This is a genomic window from Pseudoalteromonas aurantia 208, assembly GCF_014858725.1.
GTDB lineage: Bacteria > Pseudomonadota > Gammaproteobacteria > Enterobacterales > Alteromonadaceae > Pseudoalteromonas > Pseudoalteromonas aurantia.
The window spans coordinates 39,893-63,198 of record NZ_AQGV01000014.1 but is presented as its reverse complement, the minus strand read 5'-3'; the positions used below and the strand labels follow the sequence as shown (position 1 = coordinate 63,198).

The window sequence follows — 23,306 nt, the reverse complement described above, 5'->3', positions numbered from 1 at the left end:
AGAGCGTATCAATAGAGCACAGAGTAAGTAACCTCAGCTCTGGATAAGCGAATTTGCCCAATAAAGCGATTTTTCTCACTCTCGGCGTTGCTTTCATTTGTAATAGCCCGCTATTACTGCATAAAAGCGCCTTGATATTGAACAAAATATCATCATTGGATTGTACGTAAGTTTGTTTGCAAAACATTTTCTATTCCAAAACCCTTATCCAAACCTGAGGTTAAGTAAATATTTACCTGAGTACAGCGTCTGATGATGGGATAGTGTAATTCGTAACATGTGAGTTATGGGTTTAAAGAAGTACAAAAAAATGGGTGATGAGACTATGGGTAGATTAAAACTAGTATATGTGTGCTCCTTGCGTAATGCTGCGGCAGATATGGCGGGTAGAATGATTGCATATAAAGATGAAACACGTTACATGACCTCACCATTAGAGCATCTAGTGATGCAGCTAAATAGCAGTGATTTGGGGGAGCTGTATGAGTTGAGCGGCGTTATTTTTGACGACGATTTAACACACTCGCTTGATAGTCAAAAATTGCAAGACTACGGAACATCGCGAGTGGCTTGTAACGCTGAATGGATTTATCCTGAAACACTCAAAGTAGGCAATACGCTCGTCGATGAGCTGTTATGTTGTGTACCTTCGAGTTACCGTAAGTTGTCAAAAGGGTCACAACTATGGCGAGAAGGAAAGCGAGATTTTGAGCAGCGCTTAGAAAGTAAGCTGGATGAGTTGGATGCTGATGTGGTGTTGTTAGATGGACTTATTGTTATTTTGGATCAATTGGCGAGTGAAGAGAGTGCTTACGCAAAGCGTATTGTTAATATTCACCCAGGGATCACAAAAGAGGACTCTGTTTATCAGCGCAGAGGTGCAACTGCTACACTGGATGCCCTGTATGGTGCGCAAGGTAAACAGGTTATTAATTGGCAGACAATGGAAATGGTTGACACAGAAGTGATTGATAAAACGGGTGCCTCACTGCATTATGTTGATCAGGGGATTGATTCAGGTCCAGTTATTCATGATGTTCTAAATACCAAGATCACACCTACCGATACAATTTTTGAACTACGTTGGAATAACTTTCAGCAGAGTCTATTTCCAGCCATGATTCAAGGGCTTCATGTGTTAGCTAAGACCAAGATAACCTCAGAAGAAAAAGTGTAACCTCATTCAAATGCCAATTTGGTGAATATAGGACCGTATCAGGCATTAATTATTGCATCATGGACACTAAATGATGCAATTTCCACTCAGACAACGCAGTATTGTATTTGTGCATTTATGGTTGCTTTTCTACACAATATAAAGTGCTGTCCATAGTGAGGCTTTAATGTTACATGTTGAATTGTAATGATAAATGAAATTAGTTCCTATTATTCTTAAATTTCTCTTCATTTAGTTCGTCTGTTGGTCGGCTAACTATAATTTAGGATGAAATAATGAATAAACTGGCATTTTGTATGGTTCCGGTTGCCTTGGCAGTATCGGCAGCTGTTTCAGCGGATGAAAAAGAACAAATTACGTCGATAGAGAATATTGTTGTTTATGGTGAGAAAGCAGGTCGCTCTTTAAAAGACACCACATCTTCGGTTGCGGTAATTACGAGTGAAGAGCTGGCCAATGGGCAGTCAGATTCATACGTCGATATTTTATCGGATATTGCAAATGTAGTTTTTTCAGATAGTTTGCCAAGTATTCGAGGGGTGAAAGGGGAAGGTATTGCTACAGGGTCATATTCTTTCACTTCAGGCGCTAAAGCACGTGTTGCGGTGATGACAGATGGTGTAGCGGAACCGTTTGTAGCCACGTTAACCGGTGATCTTGGTTTGTGGGATGTACAGCAAATTGAAGTGTTACGTGGACCACAGTCGTCTAATAGTGGTCGAAACAGCATGGGAGGGATCATTTACGTCACGACAAATACGCCTTCCATGGATAGACTAGAAGCATCGGTAAGAGCAGGATATGCCAATAAAACGCAAAGCAAAGAGCTTTCAGCCATGGTGTCTGCGCCAATTATAGAGAATGAACTCGCATATCGCTTCACGGTACAAAATGTGGATAGAGAACACCATTCTCAGTTTCAGTTGGCTGACGGTGACGCATACCCTTTTGATCCAAAGCCGATTGGCATGACGCGTATTAATGCTAAGTTACAATGGACACCATCACAAGTTGATGGGTTAGACATGTTATTGAGTTATGTTGATACACAAGAAGAGGGATTCCGTTACTGGTATTTAGATGGTCCGGATCTTGCGAGTCGTACTATCTCAACACCTTGGGACAGCGATACATCATATGCCCGTGACAAAGACGTAGACAGTCAGCATACCTCACTAAAAACGTCTTATGAAATAAATGATAACTTTGACATTGAATTATTGGTATCTGACGTTGATTATAGTTATGAATTTCATCAATACCCACTCGTGTGGCACGTTCGCATGGACGATGAAAGTCAAACTATCGATGGTAAATTTGGCTTTGCTTTTGATGATGGGTTGAGTGGACACTTTGGTGTGTATAAGTATGATCGTGAGCAAGCTTTCTTTAATAAAGGTGTATATGAAGGGGATGATGACTCGTCATCTGATGCGATTTACGGTGAGGTTACTGTTAGTGTTTCCGAGCAAGGCCAAGTTATAGCTGGTGGCCGAATTGAGAAAGAGAAGCAACATCGCGAATTTAGAGCGGCATCAGGTGCCTCATTTATTATTGCCAATGATGAGACGCTTTACTTACCAAAAATCGCTTATTTACATACTATTGATGAAGAACTCACGCTTGGCGTGAGCTTCAGAAAAGGGTACAACTCGGGTGGCGGTGATTTTAGCTGGGCTTCTTCTACTGTATATAGCTATGATCCAGAATATGTTGATACGTTCGAGGTCAGTGTACGTAAATCATGGGGAGACGCGTTAAATCTCGCAGCAAATGTTTTCTATAACAATTACTCGGATTACCAAGTGCTTGCAACTGGTGCATCAGGTCAGCCATGGGATACAATTATTCATAACATTGATGAAGTGGACAGTTATGGATTTGAAGCTGAGTTAAGCTATGCAGCCACAGACTCGCTGATCTTGTCAGGTAGTTTCGGCTCATTACATACGAGTGTTGAAAGTGCAGATAGCAATAATCAGCACTTGCTAGGTCAAGAGTTACCTATGGCACCGAGCGTGACGGCAAGTATTGGCGCTGATTATTGGTTAACAGATAATGTTCAATTCAGTTTAAATACGCGTTATACAAGTGACTATCAAAGCAAATTACTACGCAGTCATTTGGCAAATAACCCTCAGGTCCAAATTAGTCAGGCTGATTTATATCAAACGGATAGTTACACAGAAACTCGTGTTTCAGTTGCTTATATTGCGGAAGATTGGCGAGTAGATGCGTATGTTAATAATGCATTTGACCAAGTGAATGAAACAGCAATTGAGCGTGCACCAGTGACAGGTGTAATTACCTCAGGTCAATTAACAGAGCCGCGAACCGTTGGTTTTTCTGTAACATATAATCTGTAATTCTCTATAATTAATGTACGCTGTGAGGCAAATAACCACAGCGTACATCTTGCGCGCCAACTCACATTGCTTTTGTCTTACTCATCAATAAAATAAAGCACTGCAATGCTTGATTTTTCAGGTTTCTATTCGTCTAGCTCACATATTAAATTTGAACCAATTTATGTTGAGTGGAGCCAGAATGTCACGGCAAAGACGTACCAGAAAAAACAGACAACTTTCTTCTTTATCGGAAGCTGATAAAAATAAGTTACAACAAATGATCAGCGGTGCAAACTCTGGCGTCGGCACACATATTTCAGAGCATATCGCGGATGGAGAATTAGTTCCTTTAACGCCTGCTCAAAAAATTCTTTGGTATGCTTGGAAATTAGACCCTGACAATGTCACATATAACTTGGGTGGGGCATTACATTTTGAAGGCTTACTTGATACCCATCGCGTAAACAGTGCGTTTGAACAGCTTTGTCAGCGGCATGATGCTTTGCGGATTAAATTTGTAGAGGGTGATTTACAAGATGTTTGGCAAATCGATGGTGGTGATCAAACCTTTACTTTTTTTGAAACAACCGCGGTTGATTTAGCGCAACGAGATGCACAGTTAAGGCAAATAGTTGTCCAGCCCTTTGACTTGGTTGAAGGACCATTGTTGCGAGTGGGTGTGGTCAACCAAGGTAATGATAGTAGTTTGGTGGTCACGTTACACCATATTATTGCTGATGGTACTTCAATGCAGCAGCTGCTGGATGAATTCGTCGCTATTTACGTCGCATTGAGTGAAGGGAAAGCGTCTAGTGAAACGGTTGAAAAAGTGGGTTATCTGGGCTTTGCAAAATGGTTAAACAAGCAAGACCAACAAGACTTATATGCGAAACAGTTAGAGGTTTGGCAGAAGTTATTGCAAGCCGATGAGCCGCTACGCCTACCCGCTAATAATCAAGCGCGTCATTCTGGGCAATATAGTGTTAAGACCCAGATCCAAGTATTAGATGAACCAGTATGGCATAAAGTATCTATGCTCGCAAAAGCAAACAATGTGACGCCATATCTGGTGTTACTGACTGCTTGGCAAGTGCTCTTATCTCGTTTTGCCAATGCAACGCGTATTCAAGTTGGGGTACCGGTTGCGAATCGTCATCTCAGTGAAACATTTAATCTTGTTGGCTTTTTCGTTAATACCCAAGCTTACCCACTCACTATTGAACATCATGAGAGCTTTAGTTCGTTACTTGAACAAGCGTCACATGTGTCAAAAATAGGGCAGGGTAATCAGGATTTACCATTTGAACATTTGCTTAAAGCATTAAAGCCTGAGCGTCAAACGGGTGTTCACCCTATTTTTCAAGTGATGTTTAATTATTTGCGTCGCAACAAAAAGAGTTTGCAGCAACTGGGTGGTGTAGCACTACTGGACTTTGAGTTTTACCGCTTTGGTATGCCGTTTGATTTACAGCTAGATGTCATTGAAGAAGTGGGTCAAGAAACAACGTTAAATTTGATGTACGCAAATGAGTTATATGCCCCTGAATTTGCGACGCAGTGCTTGAATACATTCCACATGGTTTTGACTGAAGTATTAGAGCACATTAATGTGCCTATGGCCCACTTACCATTACTTGCAGAAAAAGATCTTCAGAGACTGGCTGTTTGGAATGTGGGAAGTTCACCTCATAGCTTCATCACACCTGTGCAGCAAATCATACATGACCAAAGTCAAAAAACACCTACAAGGATAGCTGTTAGTTTTAAGGACGAAACGGTGACTTATGAACAGCTTGATATTCGTGCTAATCGCTTGGCACATTGTTTATTAGCTAAAGGTGTTCGTGCAGAAGATAAAGTGGGGGTGGTATTCGAACGAAGCGTGGGCATGGTCGTTAGCTTATTGGCTGTGTTAAAAGCTGGGGCTGCTTATGTGCCGATTGACCCTACTTTACCATTAGAGCGCATTGATTACATAGCGCAAAGTAGTGCTTTAGCATTGTTCCTCACAGACGACTCGCACAAGTCGTTGTCTCAACTTGCAGAGATAGCGCCAATGGTGCCAGTTGATACACTGGAGTTAGATGAATATGAATCGAGCGTACCTAATTTAATAACGCATGCTACCCAATTGGCTTACGTGATTTACACATCAGGTTCCACCGGTAACCCAAAAGGTGTGGGAAATACGCATGAAGCAATTTACAACCGAATTGCTTGGCAGCAGTCGGCGTATCCCTTATCAGTAGATGATGTGGTATTACAAAAAACCCCATTTGGCTTTGATGTGTCTGTATGGGAGTTTTTCTGGCCGCTGATGTATGGGGCTAAATTGGTTGTAGCACAGCCTGAAGCGCACAAAGATAGCTCACGGTTACTTGAAGTCATTACCAAAGAGCGTGTTACGACTGTGCACTTTGTACCCTCAATGCTTCAAGCGTTTATTAATCACGAAGGTGTTAGCAGCGCGCGTAGTATTAAGCGCATTTTGTGCAGTGGTGAAGCGTTACCCAGCGAAGTGCAGGCAAAGGCGCTACAGCTATTACCAAATACTGAGGTTTATAATCTATACGGCCCGACAGAAGCCGCGGTTGATGTGAGTCATTTCACATGTCATGGAAATGCCAATGTGTCAGTGCCAATCGGGAGTCCGATTGATGGTATAAAGTTACTTGTATTAGATAGCGGATTACGATTGAGCCCTATCGGGGTTGCCGGCGAATTGTATATTGGCGGTATTGGCTTGGCTCGAGGCTATTTACATCGAGCAGACCTGACAGCCGAACGTTTTGTAGCTAATCCGTTTTCTAACGATGGTGAGCGGTTATATCGAACTGGTGATTTGGTGCATTGGAATGCGCAAGGGCAACTTGAGTATTTGGGCAGAACTGACCATCAAGTAAAAATTCGCGGCTTCCGTATCGAACTGGGGGAAATTGAAGCGTGTTTGCATGCGATTGATGAAGTGAATGAAGCGGTTGTTATTGCCGATAAAGGCCCTTCAGGCCAGCGTTTGGTCGCTTATGTCTCTGCTGCAGAAAGTATTGAACTTGACTCAGAGCAAATACAAAACCAATTGGCTGAAGCGTTACCAGATTACATGGTACCAAGTCTATTGATGGTGTTACCAGCGCTGCCGTTAAACAGCAACGGAAAAATAGATCGAAATGCGTTGCCACAAGCATCATTAACGAGTTCACAAATCTATCAAGCACCGCAATCGGATAACGAAGCAATGTTGGCCAATATTTGGCAGGAGACATTAGGTGTTGATAAGGTCGGGCGATTAGATAATTTTTTTGAGCTGGGAGGCGACTCGATCATCAGTCTGCAGATTGTCGCTAAAGTCCGCCAAGTAGGTTATGTAGTAACGCCGAAGCAAATGTTTGAGCAGCAAGATATTGCGCGTTTAGCCTTACAATTGGAAGCGCTTGATGTATCGTCAATTCCGGAACAAACGGTCACAGGGACTGCTAAGTTATTACCCATCCAAGCAGAGTTTTTTGCTAAACCAATGATTGAGTATAATCACTGGAATCAGGCAATTATGCTGCGTTCTGAACAGCATTTTAATGAACCAGCATTGCAAAATGCGGTCTCTGCAATATTACTTTATCATGACGCATTACGTTTACGATATACGCGCACTGAGTGTGACCAATGGCAGCAGGACTATAGTGCTTTTGATGAGTTGTTGCTTGAAAGTAGCTACTGGTCGCGTTCGGTACAAGAAAAAGATGTCACGGCATTAGCAGAAGAAGCGCAGCGCAGCCTCGATATTGAGTCTGGGCCGATAGCACGGTTTGTGAATATGCAGCTTGATGATGGCAGTGCGAGACTCTTAATTGTTATACATCATTTGGCGGTAGATGGCGTGTCTTGGCGTACATTAATTAATGACTTTATGACAGCCTATGAGGCAGCTCAGCGCAATGAAGAGATAGCATTGGGGCTGAAAAGCCATAGCTATCAATATTGGGCAGAGCAAATTAGTCAGTATCCTCAGCTTTTTGAGGGCGAATTCTCATATTGGCAATCACACTCAGTAAAGCCTTTACAATTGCCTAATTTAAATGCGCAAGGTAGTCAGGCTATGTCTGAGAGTGGCGTAATTAGTGTGATATTGGAACAGGCCACAACGCAAGCACTCTTGCAAAATTCATCACACGCATATCGAACTCAAATTAATGAGTTATTATTGAGTGCGCTGAGTGAGGCAGTTTATGGGTGGACCGAAGACACACACATATGTGTTAACTTAGAAGGGCACGGTCGAGAGACATGGGAAGACACTTCAGATTTAAGTCGTTCTGTTGGTTGGTATACGTCTTTGTTTCCTGTTTCTCTTACCCGAGCAAAAGCGCTATCAGATACCATTAAAAACACGAAGGAGCAGTTACGCTCGGTGCCAAATAAAGGCATAGGCTATGGGGCGTTTAAATATTACGGAAACCCACAGGAGCAAGCGGAGCTACAACAGCAACCGATGGGTCAAATCGAGTTTAACTATTTAGGTCAAACCGATAATACATTTGAAAAAACGGAGCAAGGACTGTCATTAACATTGGCTGATGAATCCGTTGGCGCTTCTTTTAGCCCTAAGTATCCTCAACAGACAGAGTTAGTGATAAATGGCAAAGTATTTGCCGGTCAATTGCAATTTGATATTAGTTTTTCAACGGCCCGCTTATTACATCATGATGTTCAGGTATTTGCTGATAAATTATATCAGTCTTTGTGTGCCGTGGTTGAGCATTGCCAACAAGCAAGACCTACACTCACGCCATCAGATGCCCCACTGGCGAAAATGAGTCAAGCAGAACTTGACGAGCTACCAATTGAACTCAGTCAATTACAGACGTTATATCCATTGTCACCCATGCAAGAGGGGATGTTGTTTCATAGCCTTTATGATGAAGGTGAAGCTTACATAAACCAAACTTGCTTAGAAATCGAAAATTTAGATGTGGAGCGCTTTAAGCATGCTTGGCAGCAAGTAGTGTCACGCCATGATGCATTGAGAACCGGTTTTTTGACCGAGCGACAACAAACATTGCAGTATGTAATGCGTAGCCTTATACCGCAGTGGCATGAATTAGATTGGCAATCTTACGACGAACATGAACTCCCTCAGCTGTTAACTCAGCAAGCGCAGTCAGACAGTAAAGCTGGATTCGATTTAACTAATGATCCAGGTTTAACACGTTTAACGTTGGTGAAATTAGCGGCTCAGAAATACCATTTCATATGGACTACGCATCATTTGCTTACCGACGGGTGGAGTAGCTCAGCCATGATGGGTGAGGTACTACAGGCGTATGAAGGTAAGACACTCCCTGTCGCACAAGGTCAATACGAACAGTATATTGCTTACTTAATGAAGCAAGATCAGGTGAGTAATCTTGCTTTCTGGGCGAAAGAAACAGCCCGCCTATCAGAGCCAAGCTACCTTACATCGGTCATTGGTGATGAGCATACGGATGGGGAATATAATGCATATGCTATTGAATTTGACGAGCCGCAAACACAGAAACTAATTGAGTTTAGTCAACAGAACCGAGTAACACTGAATACGTTGATTCAAGGTAGCTGGTCGTTCTTACTGAGCCGTTATTTAAATCGCGCCAGTGTATGTTTTGGTGCAACGACTTCGGGTAGGCCCACTGATTTATTTGCTTCTGAATCAAGCCAGGGGATGTTTATTAATACAGTTCCTGTTGTTGCTACTGTTGATCCTGCCATGACTATTTCTGCATGGTTACAAGCTTTACAAAACGATAATTTACAAGCTCGAGAACATGAATTCACTCCACTTTACGATATTCAGAAGCAAGCTGGGGAGTATTTAGAGCTAAATAAAGAAGGTTTGTTTGATACCTTAATGGTGTTTGAAAACTATCCAATATCAAAAGCCGTACAAACCCGCGATGAACAAGACACTCAGTTTTCAGTACTCGCAGCGCGCGAAGAAACAACCTATCCACTCACCCTTGGCGTTTTAGTCGATTCTAGCTTAAGCATAACGTTTACCTATCAGGGCTGGAAAATATCAGCAGCAGGGGTTGAAACAATTGCTAAGCAGCTAAAAGGGCTGCTTCTAGCGTTCATAGCGAATAACACTCAATTATTATCAGCGCTATCACTTGTCACGCCAGCTCAAGCAGAGTCGTTACGCACACAAGGCTTTGGAGATGAGTTTGTCCCGTATATATCGGGTACAGAAACTCCGATATATATTCCCAATGGTGAAGCACCGACTTTACGAGCTGAGCAATATCAAGATGTTGTTTCAACATTAAACCAGCTGGCAGAGCAGACACCGGATGCAGAAGCTGTTGCGTGTGATGGTCTCAGTTATACGTTTAAAGAGCTGTATGAGAAATCATCGCAATTGGCGTATTACTTGCGTGAGCAAGGGGTGGTTGCAGAGCAAAAAGTGGGGGTTGCACTAGAGCGTAGCCGCGACTTACCAGTGGCCTTTTTGGCGATATTAAAGGCGGGAGCGGTGTATGTGCCAATGGACTTGAGCTACCCAGAGCAACGCTTAGCCTACATGATAAAAGACAGTCAGATGCAGCATATACTGGTGTCAGATAACCGCATTGCTGAATTGGCAGGAGAGGCGCAGTTACATTGTTTGCCAGAGATAACGCTCAATGATAGTTGGCAAATGGAAACGGTGTACCCAGCACAAGGGGCGTATGTTATTTATACCTCGGGCTCGACAGGCAATCCGAAAGGGGTGTTGGTAAGCCGGGGGTCCATTGGGATGCACTGTCGTTCAATAGGGCGTCGTTATGGTTTAAGCGCGTCAGACAGAGAGCTGATATTCATGTCATTCTGTTTTGATGGGGCACATGAGCGTTGGTTATCAGCCGTGACACATGGCGGTACAGTGGTCATTAGGCCAGAAAAGCAGTGGGACTTACAAGAGACCTATGAAAACATGCACGCACAGCGCGTGAGTGTGGTGGTATTCCCACCGGTCTTCTTACGAGAGTTGGCTGCGTATGTTGAACAAATAGGTAATCCTCCACCGGTTCGAGTGTATTGCTTTGGTGGAGATGCGATGCCACAAGCGTCTTTTGAACTAGCCCAACGGGTTTTAAAACCGGCATTCTTTATTAATGGCTATGGTCCAACAGAGACAGTGGTAACGCCGCTGACGTGGAAAGCGTTACCAGGAAGCAGCTTTGACAGTGTGTATGCGCCGATAGGTGAGGTGTTAGGACAACGTCAAGCATGGATATTGGATGACCAATTGAATCTAGTACTGCCGGGTATGATAGGTGAGTTATACATGGCGGAAGAGGTCGGGTTAGCAAGAGGGTATTTGAATCGTCCCGATTTAACCGCGGAGCGTTTTGTGGCGGACCCGTTTAAAGAAGATGGCTCACGCTTATATCGCACCGGAGATTTGGTGCGCTGGAATGCGGATAATCAAATGGAATATTTAGGTCGTACTGACCATCAGGTGAAAATCCGAGGTTTCCGCATAGAGCTAGGTGAGATAGAGTCGTTATTACGTAAATCAGCGGGGGTGAATGAAGCGGTTGTCATAGCGGATGATACGCCGTCGGGCAAGCGTTTAGTAGGGTATGTATCAGGGCATGACGAAGGCTTATTAGATGTGGTTGCTCTAAAAGCGACGCTAGCACAGCAATTACCAGATTATATGGTACCCAGTGTGTTGATGGCGCTGGCGGAGTTGCCAACGAACAGTAACGGTAAGATAGATAGAAAAGCGTTACCAAAGGCACAATTAGAAAGCGAGAAAGCTTATGTTGCGCCAGAAGGGGAGCTTGAAACATTACTGGCTGAAATTTGGTGTGAGGTGTTAGGTGTTGAGCAAGTAGGACGTTTTGATAATTTCTTTGCGCTAGGTGGGGATTCAATTAACAGCTTACGCTTAATTGCATTAGCAAAAAGTCATGATATTACATTGAGTGTGCAGGATATTTTCACCAGTACTGACTTATACTCACTTGCACTACAAAGCCTGAGTTCGAGTGAGAACACTATATCGCCTTTACTTAGGGCTGAGCGTGCACAGCAAACGTTATCTTATGCGCAAGAGCGTCAATGGTTCTTGTGGAAGTTAGCACCCGACAGTGATGCTTACCACATTACCGGTGGTTTGATCTTAGAGGGCACACTGGACTTTACTGCACTGCAAACGGCATTTGACTATGTCCTTGAGAAACACGATGCATTGCGTACAAGGTTTGTTGAGCATCAAGATGCCAGTGTGACACAAGTAGTCGAACAGGGTGTGAAAGCAAATATTCAACGTTTAGATGGTTCTACTAAAAATGTAGAGTCAGATACATTTAAGTCTGATTTAGTGAAAAAGCCGTTTGATTTAACGACAGATAAATTGTTACGCGTTGGCTTAATTACGCATGCGCAAGATAAGCATGAGTTGATTGTGGTAATGCATCATATTGTGTCTGATGGTTGGTCGTTAAATTTGATTATTGCCGATTTTGTAGCTGGTTACTCAGCGGCGTTAAAAGGGGATTCACTGGCAGTCGAATTGCAACCACGATACAGCGACTATGCTCAGTGGCAAAAACAGTGGCTGGAAGAAGGAGAAGATGCACGACAGTTGGCATATTGGAAAACAAACTTAGGTGATTCTCACCCAGTTCTGGAATTACCTGCCGATTTGCAAAGTGATCAACAAGAATATAGTAATGGTATTGCTATTCACGCTATTCCAAAGGCATTGAAAGCACAATTAAGTCATTACGCCAAAGACCAAGGCAGTACTTTATTTGCTTTGCTTATGAGTGCGTGGCATGTCTTACTTCATCGTTACTCTGGTCAATCAGATATTCGAGTTGGTATGCCTATAGCGAATAGGCAGCATATTGAAAGTCAGAGCATTGTTGGCTTTTTTGTCAATACGCAAGTGATCCGCAGTGTGTTATCAGCAGATATGGCACTGGGACAAGTCGTGAATGTTATTACGGAAAGTTTACAAGGGGCTCAGGCGAATCAAGACCTCCCTTTTGAAAAGCTGGTTGATGGGCTTGAATTAGAGCGTAATTTAAACCGCTCTCCGTTGTTTCAAGTGATGCTAAATTATCAGCGTCAAGAAGATAACTTGTTGTCACAATTACCTGAATTGACGATTAGTGAAGCAAAGTTACCGACCAATAGTGCACAATTTGAATTGTTACTTGAAGCTATTGAAGATACTGAAGGCGAAGTGACGTTATACTTAAATTACGCTATTGAACTTTATAGTGACAACCGAGTTCAAGAGCTTCTTGATGGCTTTATGTCGATACTCACAGATATTGCATTACGTCCAGAGCAAACTGTGAGTAGTGTCGAGCTACTATTAGAGCACACGGTTGGTCATCTTATTGCCTTTGGCCGTGGTAATGAATGCAATAAGCCTAAAATGTTATTACATGAAAGCATCGAATACCATAGTGTGAATACACCGAACCAGATTGCTTTGAGGGATGAAGAAGAGTCTATTACTTATGGGCAGCTGGCACTAAAAGTGAGTCGGCTATGCGCTTATTTACAGGCGAATGATGTGCTTGTGGAAGACCAAGTTGGGGTGATTTTTAATCGTAATATCGATATGGTTGTGAGTTTACTCGCTATCCATCAGGCGGGTGCAGCATATGTGCCTATTGATCCTAATTTGCCGAGTGATCGTGTTAAATATATTGTTAGCAGCAGTACTTTAAAGCTTATTCTAACTGATGGTTCAGCAGCTAACTTTACTGAGTTAGCGCAATTGTCTGAAATACACGAGTTACAGGATATCGTTTATTCGTCGGATGAGCCTCACCACTATCCGCACATGTCAAAAGATAACTTAGCATATGTGATTTATACCTCAGGTTCTACTGGGCAGCCTAAAGGCGTTGCGGTAACGCATCAAGGGTTATCTAACTATTTGTCCTATGCGCAGGCAGCCTATTTACCAAATGTATCATCGAGTTTAGTGAGTTCAACACTCTCTTTTGATGCCACAGTAACGAGCTTGTTAGTGCCGTTATATAGCGGTAAAACAGTGACATTGCTGGCATCGGGGGACGAAGAACTCAGTAATTTAATTGCGCATTTACAACAAAGTAATGATGCGACGTTATATAAAATAACCCCTGCCCATATCGATGCGATGCTTGCCAGTGATTTACTCACCACAAATGAGCAAGCGCATTGCTTTGTCGTAGGGGGAGACAAGCTATTGAGCTCAACGGTTGCTCAATTGAAAGCCTTGTTCCCTTATGCACAGATCATTAATGAATATGGACCGACAGAAACTGTCGTTGGATGTTCAGTATTTAACATTGGTAATGAGACTAATGAGCGCTGGGATGTGATCCCTATCACAGATGCAATTGAAAATACTCAGCTTTACGTATTAAGTGATGCGTTAACACTGATGCCAATAGGTGTGCCAGGTGAATTATATATCGCCGGAGAAGGACTTGCACGTGGCTACTTAAACCAAGGTGCTTTGACCTCAGAAAGGTTTATAGCAAACCCCTTTAGCGACGATGGTGCGCGTTTATATCGAACGGGAGATTTGGTGCGCTGGAGCTTTGATGGAGAGCTTGAGTATTTAGGACGCACAGACCATCAAGTGAAAGTGCGAGGTTTTAGAATTGAATTGGGTGAGATAGAGGCCAATTTATGTAATATCCCAACCGTAAATGAAGCCATTGTCGTCGCAGATGAAACCGAAAATGGGACACAATTAGTTGCTTATATTGTGGCTGATGATGACATCGAGTATGACGCATTAAAAGAGATATTACGGAACAATTTACCGAGTTACATGATCCCCGATATATTTGTCACACTAGCGAGCTTTCCTCTGACTAATAACGGTAAAGTTAATCGAAGTGCCTTACCTAAAGTGGACCGAGCCGCGGAGCTTGATTTTGTTGCCCCCGAGGGGGAACTAGAGATTATGTTAGCCGCTATTTGGCGCTCAATCCTGGGTGTTGAACAAGTGGGTCGTCATGACAATTTCTTTGAATTAGGTGGGGACTCCATAGTCAGCTTACAAATAATTGCAAAACTTCGTCAGGCTGGGTACTTGGTAACCCCTAAACAAGTGTTCGAGCAGCAAAGCATAGCGCGCCTAGTTAACTGTTTGATTGTTATGGAAGATGAAGATTTAATTGAGCAAAGTGTTTTTGGGGAAGTTGAGTTACTGCCGATTCAATCCAGCTTCTTTAAAAATGAGATGGTCGATCGCTCTCATTGGAACCAAGCTGTAATGCTACACAGTGATCAAGCGCTAGATGATGTTGCACTTAATGCGGCGATAAGCCAGTTGGTTGAAAGTCACGATGCGTTGCGAATGAGATACTATCAAGATGAAATGGGGGGATGGAGTCAAGAGTATACAGAGTATCGAGAGGATTTTGTTGAACAAAATATGTGGTTACATGATGTTGATGTGGCCGATATAGAGCAATTAGCACAACAGGCTCAAGAAAGTTTAGATATTACCCATGGCTCAATGATGAGAGTCGTGCAAATGCGAGTGAATGATGGCACATATAGGCTGTTATTCGTTATTCATCATTTGGTTGTTGATGGTGTATCTTGGCGGGTTTTATTAGATGATTTAGCCGTTGCATATGAGCAAGCTATTGAAGGTAAAAGCCTTACATTGGCGTTAAAAAGTCACAGCTATCAATACTGGGCTGACCGTGTACGTGAGTACCCGAGTCAATTTAAAGACGAGTTTGCGTATTGGTCTGAGCAAGTCACTCAGCCATTACAATTACCTAACTTAAATGCGCAGGGCAGTGCACTTGCATTGCATCGTGCAGCAGTCAGTGTCAGTTTAGATAAAGTGCGTACTGAGTCATTATTACATGATGCGCCAAAAGTATATCGTACACAGATAAATGACTTGTTACTGAGTGCATTAAGTGAAGCTTTGTATCAATGGTTAGGTCAATCTAAAGTGTCTATAAACTTGGAAGGTCATGGGCGAGAACCATGGGAGCAAGGCGTAGATTTAAGCCGGACTGTGGGTTGGTTTACCACACTCTATCCAATTGTATTGCAGCGTATGCCCTCGTTGGCACACACAATCATCGCCAATAAAGAAAACTTACGGGCTATTCCAAACAAGGGGATAGGGTATAGTGCATTTAAATTTAATGGCACAGATGAAGAACAAGCGCAGTTACAGCAGAGCTCACTCAGTCAAATAGAATTCAACTATTTGGGGCAATTCGACAATGGCACAGTGCACGATAGTACCTCGGTTTGGCGTTTAGCATCTGAAAGCTCTGGGAAAGCAACGAGTGACAATATCGCTATGAATAGTGAGTTGGCGATTAATGGACAAGTATTAAATGGGGCACTGTCTTTTGAGATAAGCTTCTCACAAGCGCGTTTGAATAATGAAGATGTGGCACAGTTTGCCGCACATTTTGAGGCTGCATTACAGCAGGTTGTGGCGCATTGCCAAACGACGCAAGGCACATTAACCCCATCAGATGTGCCACTAACTAAATTATCGCAAACACAACTAGATGCGTTACCACTTAATCTGAGTAATGTGGATGATCTGTATCCATTGTCACCCATGCAAGAAGGCATGCTATTTCACAGTATGTTTGAACAAAGCAGTGCGTATATAAATCAAACCTGTTTTGAGGTGAAAGGGCTAGATGTAGCGCGCTTTAAACAGGCTTGGCAATCAGTGATCGCGCGTCATGATGTATTGCGAACTGGCTTTGTGTGTACTGATAACTTTAATTTGCAGTTTGTTGCGAAAGAAACAGATCAATCTTGGCAGGAACTGGATTGGCAAAATAGCAAGTTAGATAAGGCAGCCTTTATCACACAAGCACAAGCGGATCGAGAGCGAGGGTTTGATTTCATTAACGACCCCGGCTTAACGCGGTTAACACTGATACATACAGGAGCGACAGAGCATTATTTAATATGGACAAGTCACCATTTATTAACAGATGGTTGGAGTACATCTGTCATGATGGGGGAGATACTACAAGCATACGAAGGAATGAGTCTGCCGAAAGATACAGTGCAATATAAAGACTATATTACTTACCTAAAAGAGCAAGATGCTTCTACTAACCTGGCTTATTGGCAGCATGAAACAAGTCGACTGACAGGCCCAAGTTACCTGACTTCGGTATTAAATGGGGATTCTGAGTTTAGGCAGTATGGTAAGCAGTATATTCATTTTGATGAAACACAAACTGTTAGCTTAACAGCGTTTGCAAAGCAAAATCATGTAACAATAAATACCGTTATTCAAGGTGCATGGGCATTACTGCTGTCGCGATACTTAAATCGGGATACAGTATGCTTTGGTGCAACCACCTCAGGTAGGCCAACCGATATGGCTGGTAGTGGTGCATGCTTGGGGATGTTTATCAATACCATTCCTGTGATTGCTGAAATAGATCCGGCACAGTCGTTAAGTACTTGGTTACAGTCAATTCAAACCGCGAGTGTTCGTTCTAGAGAATTTGAGTTTACGCCGCTTTATGATATTCAGAAGCAAGCAGGGGAACGTTTAGATCTGAATATAGAAGGTTTATTCGATACCTTAATGGTATTTGAAAACTACCCGATCTCTGAGACACTCCAAAATGGAGAAGGAAAAGACACTGCATTCGATGTTGTTAATTCAGCTGAGGAAACCAACTATCCGGTATCTCTCGGGGTTGAAATCGAAGCATTATTGAAAATCACATTGACTTATCAACATGACAAAGTAAGTACGGTAAGTGCAAACATGCTTTCAAAGCAGTTGGAGTCTTTGATTTTAGCAATGGTATCTAACCAAAACCAATTATTATCAGCGCTATCACTTGTCACGCCAGCTCAAGCAGAGTCGTTACGCACACAAGGCTTTGGAGATGAGTTTGTTCCGTATATATCGGGCACAGAAACTCCGATATATATTCCCAATGGTGCAGCACCGACTTTACGAGCTGAGCAATATCAAGATGTTGTTTCAACATTAAACCAGCTGGCTGAGCAGACACCGGATGCAGAAGCCGTTGCATGTGATGGTCTCAGTTATACGTTTAAAGAGCTGTATGAGAAATCATCGCAATTGGCGTATTACTTGCGTGAGCAAGGGGTGGTTGCAGAGCAAAAAGTGGGGGTTGCACTAGAGCGTAGCCGCGACTTACCAGTGGCCTTTTTGGCGATATTAAAGGCGGGAGCGGTGTATGTGCCAATGGACTTGAGCTATCCAGAGCAACGCTTAGCCTACATGATAAAAGACAGTCAGATGCAGCACATACTGGTATCAGATAACCGCATTGCTGAATTAGCAGGGGAGGCGCAGTTACATTGTTTGCCAGAGATAGCGCTCAATGATAGTTGGCAAATGGAGACGGTCTACCCAGCACAAGGGGCGTATGTTATTTATACCTCGGGCTCGACGGGCAATCCAAAAGGGGTGTTGGTAAGCCGGGGGTCCATTGGGATGCACTGTCGTTCAATAGGGCGCCGTTATGGTTTAAGCGCGTCAGACAGAGAATTGATATTCATGTCATTCTGTTTTGATGGGGCACATGAGCGTTGGTTATCAGCCGTGACACATGGCGGTACAGTGGTTATTAGGCCAGAAAAACAGTGGGACTTACAAGAGACGTATGAAAACATGCACGCACAGCGCGTGAGTGTGGTGGTATTCCCACCGGTCTTCTTACGAGAATTGGCTGCGTATGTTGAACAAATAGGCAATCCTCCACCGGTTCGAGTGTATTGCTTTGGTGGAGATGCGATGCCACAAGCGTCTTTTGAACTAGCTCAACGGGTTTTAAAACCGGCATTCTTTATTAATGGCTACGGTCCAACAGAGACAGTGGTAACGCCGCTGACGTGGAAAGCGTTACCAGGAAGCAGCTTTGACAGCGTGTATGCGCCGATAGGTGAGGTGTTAGGACAACGCCAAGCATGGATATTGGATGACCAATTGAATCTAGTACTGCCGGGTATGATAGGTGAGTTATACATGGCGGAAGAGGTCGGGTTAGCAAGAGGGTATTTGAATCGTCCCGATTTAACCGCGGAGCGTTTTGTAGCGGACCCGTTTAAAGAAGATGGCTCACGCTTATATCGCACCGGAGATTTGGTGCGCTGGAATGCGGATAATCAAATGGAATATTTAGGTCGTACTGACCATCAGGTGAAAATCCGAGGTTTCCGCATAGAGCTAGGTGAGATAGAGTCGTTATTACGTAAATCAGCGGGGGTGAATGAAGCGGTTGTCATTGCGGATGATACGCCGTCGGGCAAGCGTTTAGTAGGGTATGTATCAGGGCATGACGAAGGCTTATTAGATGTGGTTGCTCTAAAAGCGACGCTAGCACAGCAATTACCAGATTATATGGTACCCAGTGTGTTGATGGCACTGGCGGAGCTGCCAACGAATAGTAACGGTAAGATAGATAGAAAAGCGTTACCAAAGGCACAATTAGAAAGCGAGAAAGCTTATGTTGCGCCAGAAGGGGAGCTTGAAACATTACTGGCTGAAATTTGGCGTGAGGTGTTAGGTGTTGAGCAAGTAGGACGTTTTGATAATTTCTTTGCGCTAGGTGGGGATTCAATTAATGGATTAAAGGTGACCAGTCAATGGCAGCAGCGTCATCACCTACCATTCAATATTAGATTATTGTGGCAAGCGCCAGATCTGAGCTCATTAGTAAACGCGTTATTGAGTGATGCGATCCCCAGTGTACATAGTTTGAATTCGCTTATTGCGACGGGGCCAAATCTTTTTTGCTTACATGAAGGAAGTGGACTCACCATAGCTTATCGGCCACTGGCTCAGCGTTTAGAAGGGCGAGTAAATTGCATTGGTATTGCACCTGATGATGCTTTTGATATGCAATCTGATCTGCAACAGTTGGCAAACCACTACGCGAGTGAAATTTTACGGTATCAGCAATCAGGGCCTTATTATTTAGCTGGTTGGTCAATGGGGGCACCCATCGCTTTGTTGGTAGCAAATACACTTTCAGATTTGGGCCATACAGTTTCAATGGTGCAACTTATCGACAGTTGGAATCCATTTGAGTATCAAAATAGCGAGATCTTAATGTGGCACCAATGGATCTCAAAGTGGGTTATGCAACATGTTATTGCACGAGAAGATGAGGTTGAAGCTGTTGTCGAAACTTATATTGCAGCTAATACTGAAGCGGTTATGCCATTGGTTGACTTATTGATGCAATATAAAGAGAGCTTTAGCGAAGAGGTTACTAATTTACCAGCAACAGAATTGGTAACGTTAATTCAAGTTGCATATCATTTGTACACTACCTCACGTCGACCGATAAATTACAAAGTGGTGAATTCTGCAGGCATACACTGTTGGTGGTCGAGTGACACATCCACAGAGAGTACTGCCAATTATTACGGTGGGTTGGGTCAATCTCTTCCTGAAACGAGGTTGGAGTATGATCACCAAGGCATAGTAATGAGTTCTGAAGTACTGGATGGCATTGAACAAGCGATGGAAAAATTTTTATAGGCGTACATTACTATTAAAAATAGCTGGGTAAAAAGTGCCGCTTTCTTATAGAAAGCGGCACTTTTTATTGTCCTCTTTTTACTCTTTGCAAGCGATGACTAGAAGATGCTGAAAGTGGTATCAATGACCATAAGTAACCTCAGGTTTGGATAAGGGTTTTGGAATAGGAAACATTTTGTAAACAAACTTACGTACAATCCAATGATGATATTTTGTTCAATATCAAGGCGCTTTTATGCAGTAATAGCGGGCTATTACAAATGAAAACAACGCCGAGAGTGAGAAAAATAGCTTTATTGGGCAAATTCGCTTATCCAGAGCTGAGGTTAAGTATTACAGGGCTGAAAAGGCGCACTATATCAAGATGTACAATAAGGAAAAGAGTGACGGGTGAAGTGAGAGAGGTTAAGTAACCCAATACTGACGATCGGGTTACTGTTGAGGTGTTGTTAGCTTAGATCGAGTGCATCCGCAATTTCAGCAGAGCGAATCGCTAAGATCGATAAAAGAGAATCGCTGATCCCATGTGTCGCTTCATTAATTCCTTGCGTAAATATTTTCGGTTTAAAGGTATCGGCAGTACGTAATTGATAGTCGCGAGCAATATCATTTTCCAGCCATTGAGTTACTGACTCTAATAAAGGTGGACGCGAGGAATAATGATAGCCTGTTGCAAGTATCATGTGGTCATACTTTTCAAGCTGACTATTGTGCTGGCCGTGACTAAGGGTTAAACAGATCTGATCCCCAGAGAGAGTCGCAGCGTCAATATGGGTATTATTTTTGAGGGAAAAACGGGTTTCGTTTTTTAGCCTTTGTGTGTATAAGCGGCCGTATATGTCATCTAATAATGGCTCATCGACAACCGCATAATTGGTATTTCTGAATTCAGTTAAAAAAGCACTGCGTTGCTCAGGTGTGTTTTGATACATTAAATCGGTGTAGCGTGGGTCAAAGATTTCATTGACAAAGGGACTTGAGTCAGCAGGCTTCATAGCGCCAGCGCGAAAGATAAGATCAACTTTTGGTTGATGCAAAATATTTTGCACATCGACAAATATTTCAGCGGCACTTTGACCCGCACCAATAACGGCGACCTTATCACCTGCTTTAATTTTATGTTTATTCATCAAGTATTGAGAAGAATGCCACACATTTTCATGTGTAAAGGCATCACTAAATACCTCAGGGACCTTTGCATTACCACCAGGGCTTAAAATGATATTTTTAGCATGACGAGTGTGCTCTAAACCTTCTTGATTTCTCGTTGTTATTGCAAGATATTCAACATGATCTTGCTCCACTACAGGCGTAATCTCAACGACTTGCTCATCGTAATGGCAATGTTCATTGAAGTGTGATGCGGCCCAGCTTAAGTAACTATTGAACTCTAATCGAGATGGATAAAATGTTTTTAAGTTAATATAACTGTCTAGTCTGTTTTGATGATGCAAGTAGTTGACGAAGCTAAAGTGACTGGTTGGGTTCCTTTGGGTAACAAGATCTTTCAGGTAAGAAATTTGCATTGTCGTATCATCAAGTAACATCCCACCATGCCATAAGAAATTGGGTTGTTTCTCAATGAAGCAAACCTTGTCGGTGAGTTTACCTTGCTCTTGTAACGCAATGGCTAAAGCTAAATTAGCAGGGCCAAATCCTATCCCGATAACGTCGTATAATTTCATGTTTGCCTCAACAGAGCGCGTATGTGTGGCGCTTTAACAATTAGTATTCATCCTGAGACGAAAGCTTATGATAATTATTTAGGTTTTCCTTAGTTTCTTTGTGGTTTATTGCAAGTAACGGGCGAGTACAGGTATGTACGACAGATTGGTTATATAGAAATGCAGTAATCAAGTCTGCGATCGCTAACTTTATGCTCTGTTGCTTCGTCTAGAGGATCTAAGCAAATAAAGCCATGCAAATTATCAAGTGACTTGTGTGCTTTAAACTCTTTACTAGTGATTAGCGAAATAATTATGACAAGCGTGCGAGATACTGAGTTAAATGATGTGTCACTCAAAGAAAAAGCCATTGAACTTACGCAAAACTTAGTTCGATTCCCGTCCATTACACCAGATGACGCTGGCAGTTTTGACTATATATGTGGATATTTAGAACAGCTGGGATTCACGTGCAAAGAAGTAACACGACAGGGGGTTAGAAACCTCATTGCGTCAAAATCTTTTGGGGCAGGTAAAACCTTTGCTTTTGCAGGGCATTTAGATGTTGTGCCTGCAGGTCCTCTAGAGTTGTGGACCAGTCCTCCCTTCGCTGCAGAAATCATTTCAGAACGTGTGTATGGGCGTGGTGTTGCAGATATGAAAGGCGGTATTGCATGTTTTATTGCCGCGGTAGAATCTCTGTTGACACGCTGTGATACGGGGACTCTCATGTTACTAATTACCTGTGATGAAGAAGGGGAAGCAGAGCATGGTACCGCCTCTATTATGGACACACTTAATGCGTTAGGGGATGAGCATTTGCCGGACTATTGCTTAGTTGGTGAGCCATCGAGTAAAGCCCGTTTAGGGGATACGGTGAAAATCGGTCGACGCGGTTCGCTGTCAGGTCATGTGCGTGTATTTGGTCAACAAGGCCATGTTGCGTATCCTCATAATTGCCAAAATGCCGCCCATGGTGCCATTGTATTGAGTCGCCGTTTAGTCGCGTTACAGTGGGACAGTGGCACTGTAACAATGCCCGGCACAAGTTTACAAATCACGCAATTAAATAGCGGAGAGTTTGTCGATAACACAGTCCCTGGTACCACAGATATTTGCTTCAATATTAGATACAGTAGTCGACATACAGAGCAGTCGTTGAAAAAGCTCATAAGTGACACATTACACTCAGATGAGATCCGTTGCGAAATAGAATGGCAGCGTCCTTGTGCCCCCTACTTTAATGAAGCAAATAAATTTGTTGATACATTGAACTTGGCCATTGAAAACACGGTGGGTATTCGCCCGATATTGACCACTGATGGCGGTACATCGGATGGTCGATTTATCGCTTCAGCACGAACTGAAGTCATTGAATTCGGGCTGCGTAATGAAAACATTCATCAAGTTAATGAATCTGCATCTTTAAGTGATATTGGCGATTTAGCATTAATTTACAAACACATGATTGCAGCATTTTGTGTGAGCGATATGCGCGCTAATATACAGTTTGAGTCTATTGATGAAGCGTTGATACTGTGAGTGAAATTTACGTATTTGGTAGAGTTTTATTCACGCCTTATTTGGTATTCCAA

General features: G+C 42.9%; 5 protein-coding genes. 4 read left to right on the top strand and 1 reads right to left on the bottom strand.

Translation table 11 applies throughout. The annotated features are described in order from the left end of the window. Positions 1–325: 325 nt before the first annotated feature. The 3 genes from PAUR_RS17465 to PAUR_RS17455 all read left to right on the top strand — a co-directional run bounded on the left by PAUR_RS17465 (position 326) and on the right by PAUR_RS17455 (position 20,047). Positions 326–1,177: a formyltransferase family protein gene (locus PAUR_RS17465; protein ID WP_192509023.1), complete on the top strand. Its 852-nt coding sequence runs from the start codon at positions 326–328 to the stop codon at positions 1,175–1,177. 275 nt (positions 1,178–1,452) lie between these two features. Continuing rightward, a complete protein-coding gene (locus PAUR_RS17460) occupies positions 1,453–3,543 on the top strand; it encodes a TonB-dependent receptor (RefSeq protein WP_192509022.1) in 2,091 nt (696 codons plus the stop codon). Positions 3,544–3,724: 181 nt separating this feature from the next. Continuing rightward, entirely contained in the window at positions 3,725–20,047 is a 16,323-nt protein-coding gene (locus tag PAUR_RS17455; RefSeq protein WP_192509021.1) for a non-ribosomal peptide synthase/polyketide synthase, read from the top strand. 449 nt (positions 20,048–20,496) lie between these two features. On the opposite strand, the gene PAUR_RS17450 is transcribed toward PAUR_RS17455, so the two are convergent. After that, positions 20,497–21,732, bottom strand: a complete 1,236-nt coding sequence (locus PAUR_RS17450) for a lysine N(6)-hydroxylase/L-ornithine N(5)-oxygenase family protein (protein ID WP_192509020.1) — start codon at positions 21,730–21,732, stop codon at positions 20,497–20,499. Between the two features lie 294 nt (positions 21,733–22,026). On the opposite strand from PAUR_RS17450, the gene dapE reads away from it, so the two are divergent. Next, complete coding sequence (gene dapE / locus PAUR_RS17445) at positions 22,027–23,253, top strand: succinyl-diaminopimelate desuccinylase (RefSeq protein ID WP_192509019.1); 1,227 nt, start codon at positions 22,027–22,029, stop codon at positions 23,251–23,253. Positions 23,254–23,306 lie beyond the last annotated feature (53 nt).

Bases quoted from the DNA above. Each gene is read 5' to 3' on its own strand.
- PAUR_RS17465 (WP_192509023.1), top strand. From the start codon at position 326: ATGGGTAGATTAAAACTAGTATATGTGTGCTCCTTGCGTAATGCTGCG.
- PAUR_RS17460 (WP_192509022.1), top strand. From the start codon at position 1,453: ATGAATAAACTGGCATTTTGTATGGTTCCGGTTGCCTTGGCAGTATCG.
- PAUR_RS17455 (WP_192509021.1), top strand. From the start codon at position 3,725: ATGTCACGGCAAAGACGTACCAGAAAAAACAGACAACTTTCTTCTTTA.
- PAUR_RS17450 (WP_192509020.1), bottom strand. From the start codon at position 21,732: ATGAAATTATACGACGTTATCGGGATAGGATTTGGCCCTGCTAATTTA.
- dapE (WP_192509019.1), top strand. From the start codon at position 22,027: ATGACAAGCGTGCGAGATACTGAGTTAAATGATGTGTCACTCAAAGAA.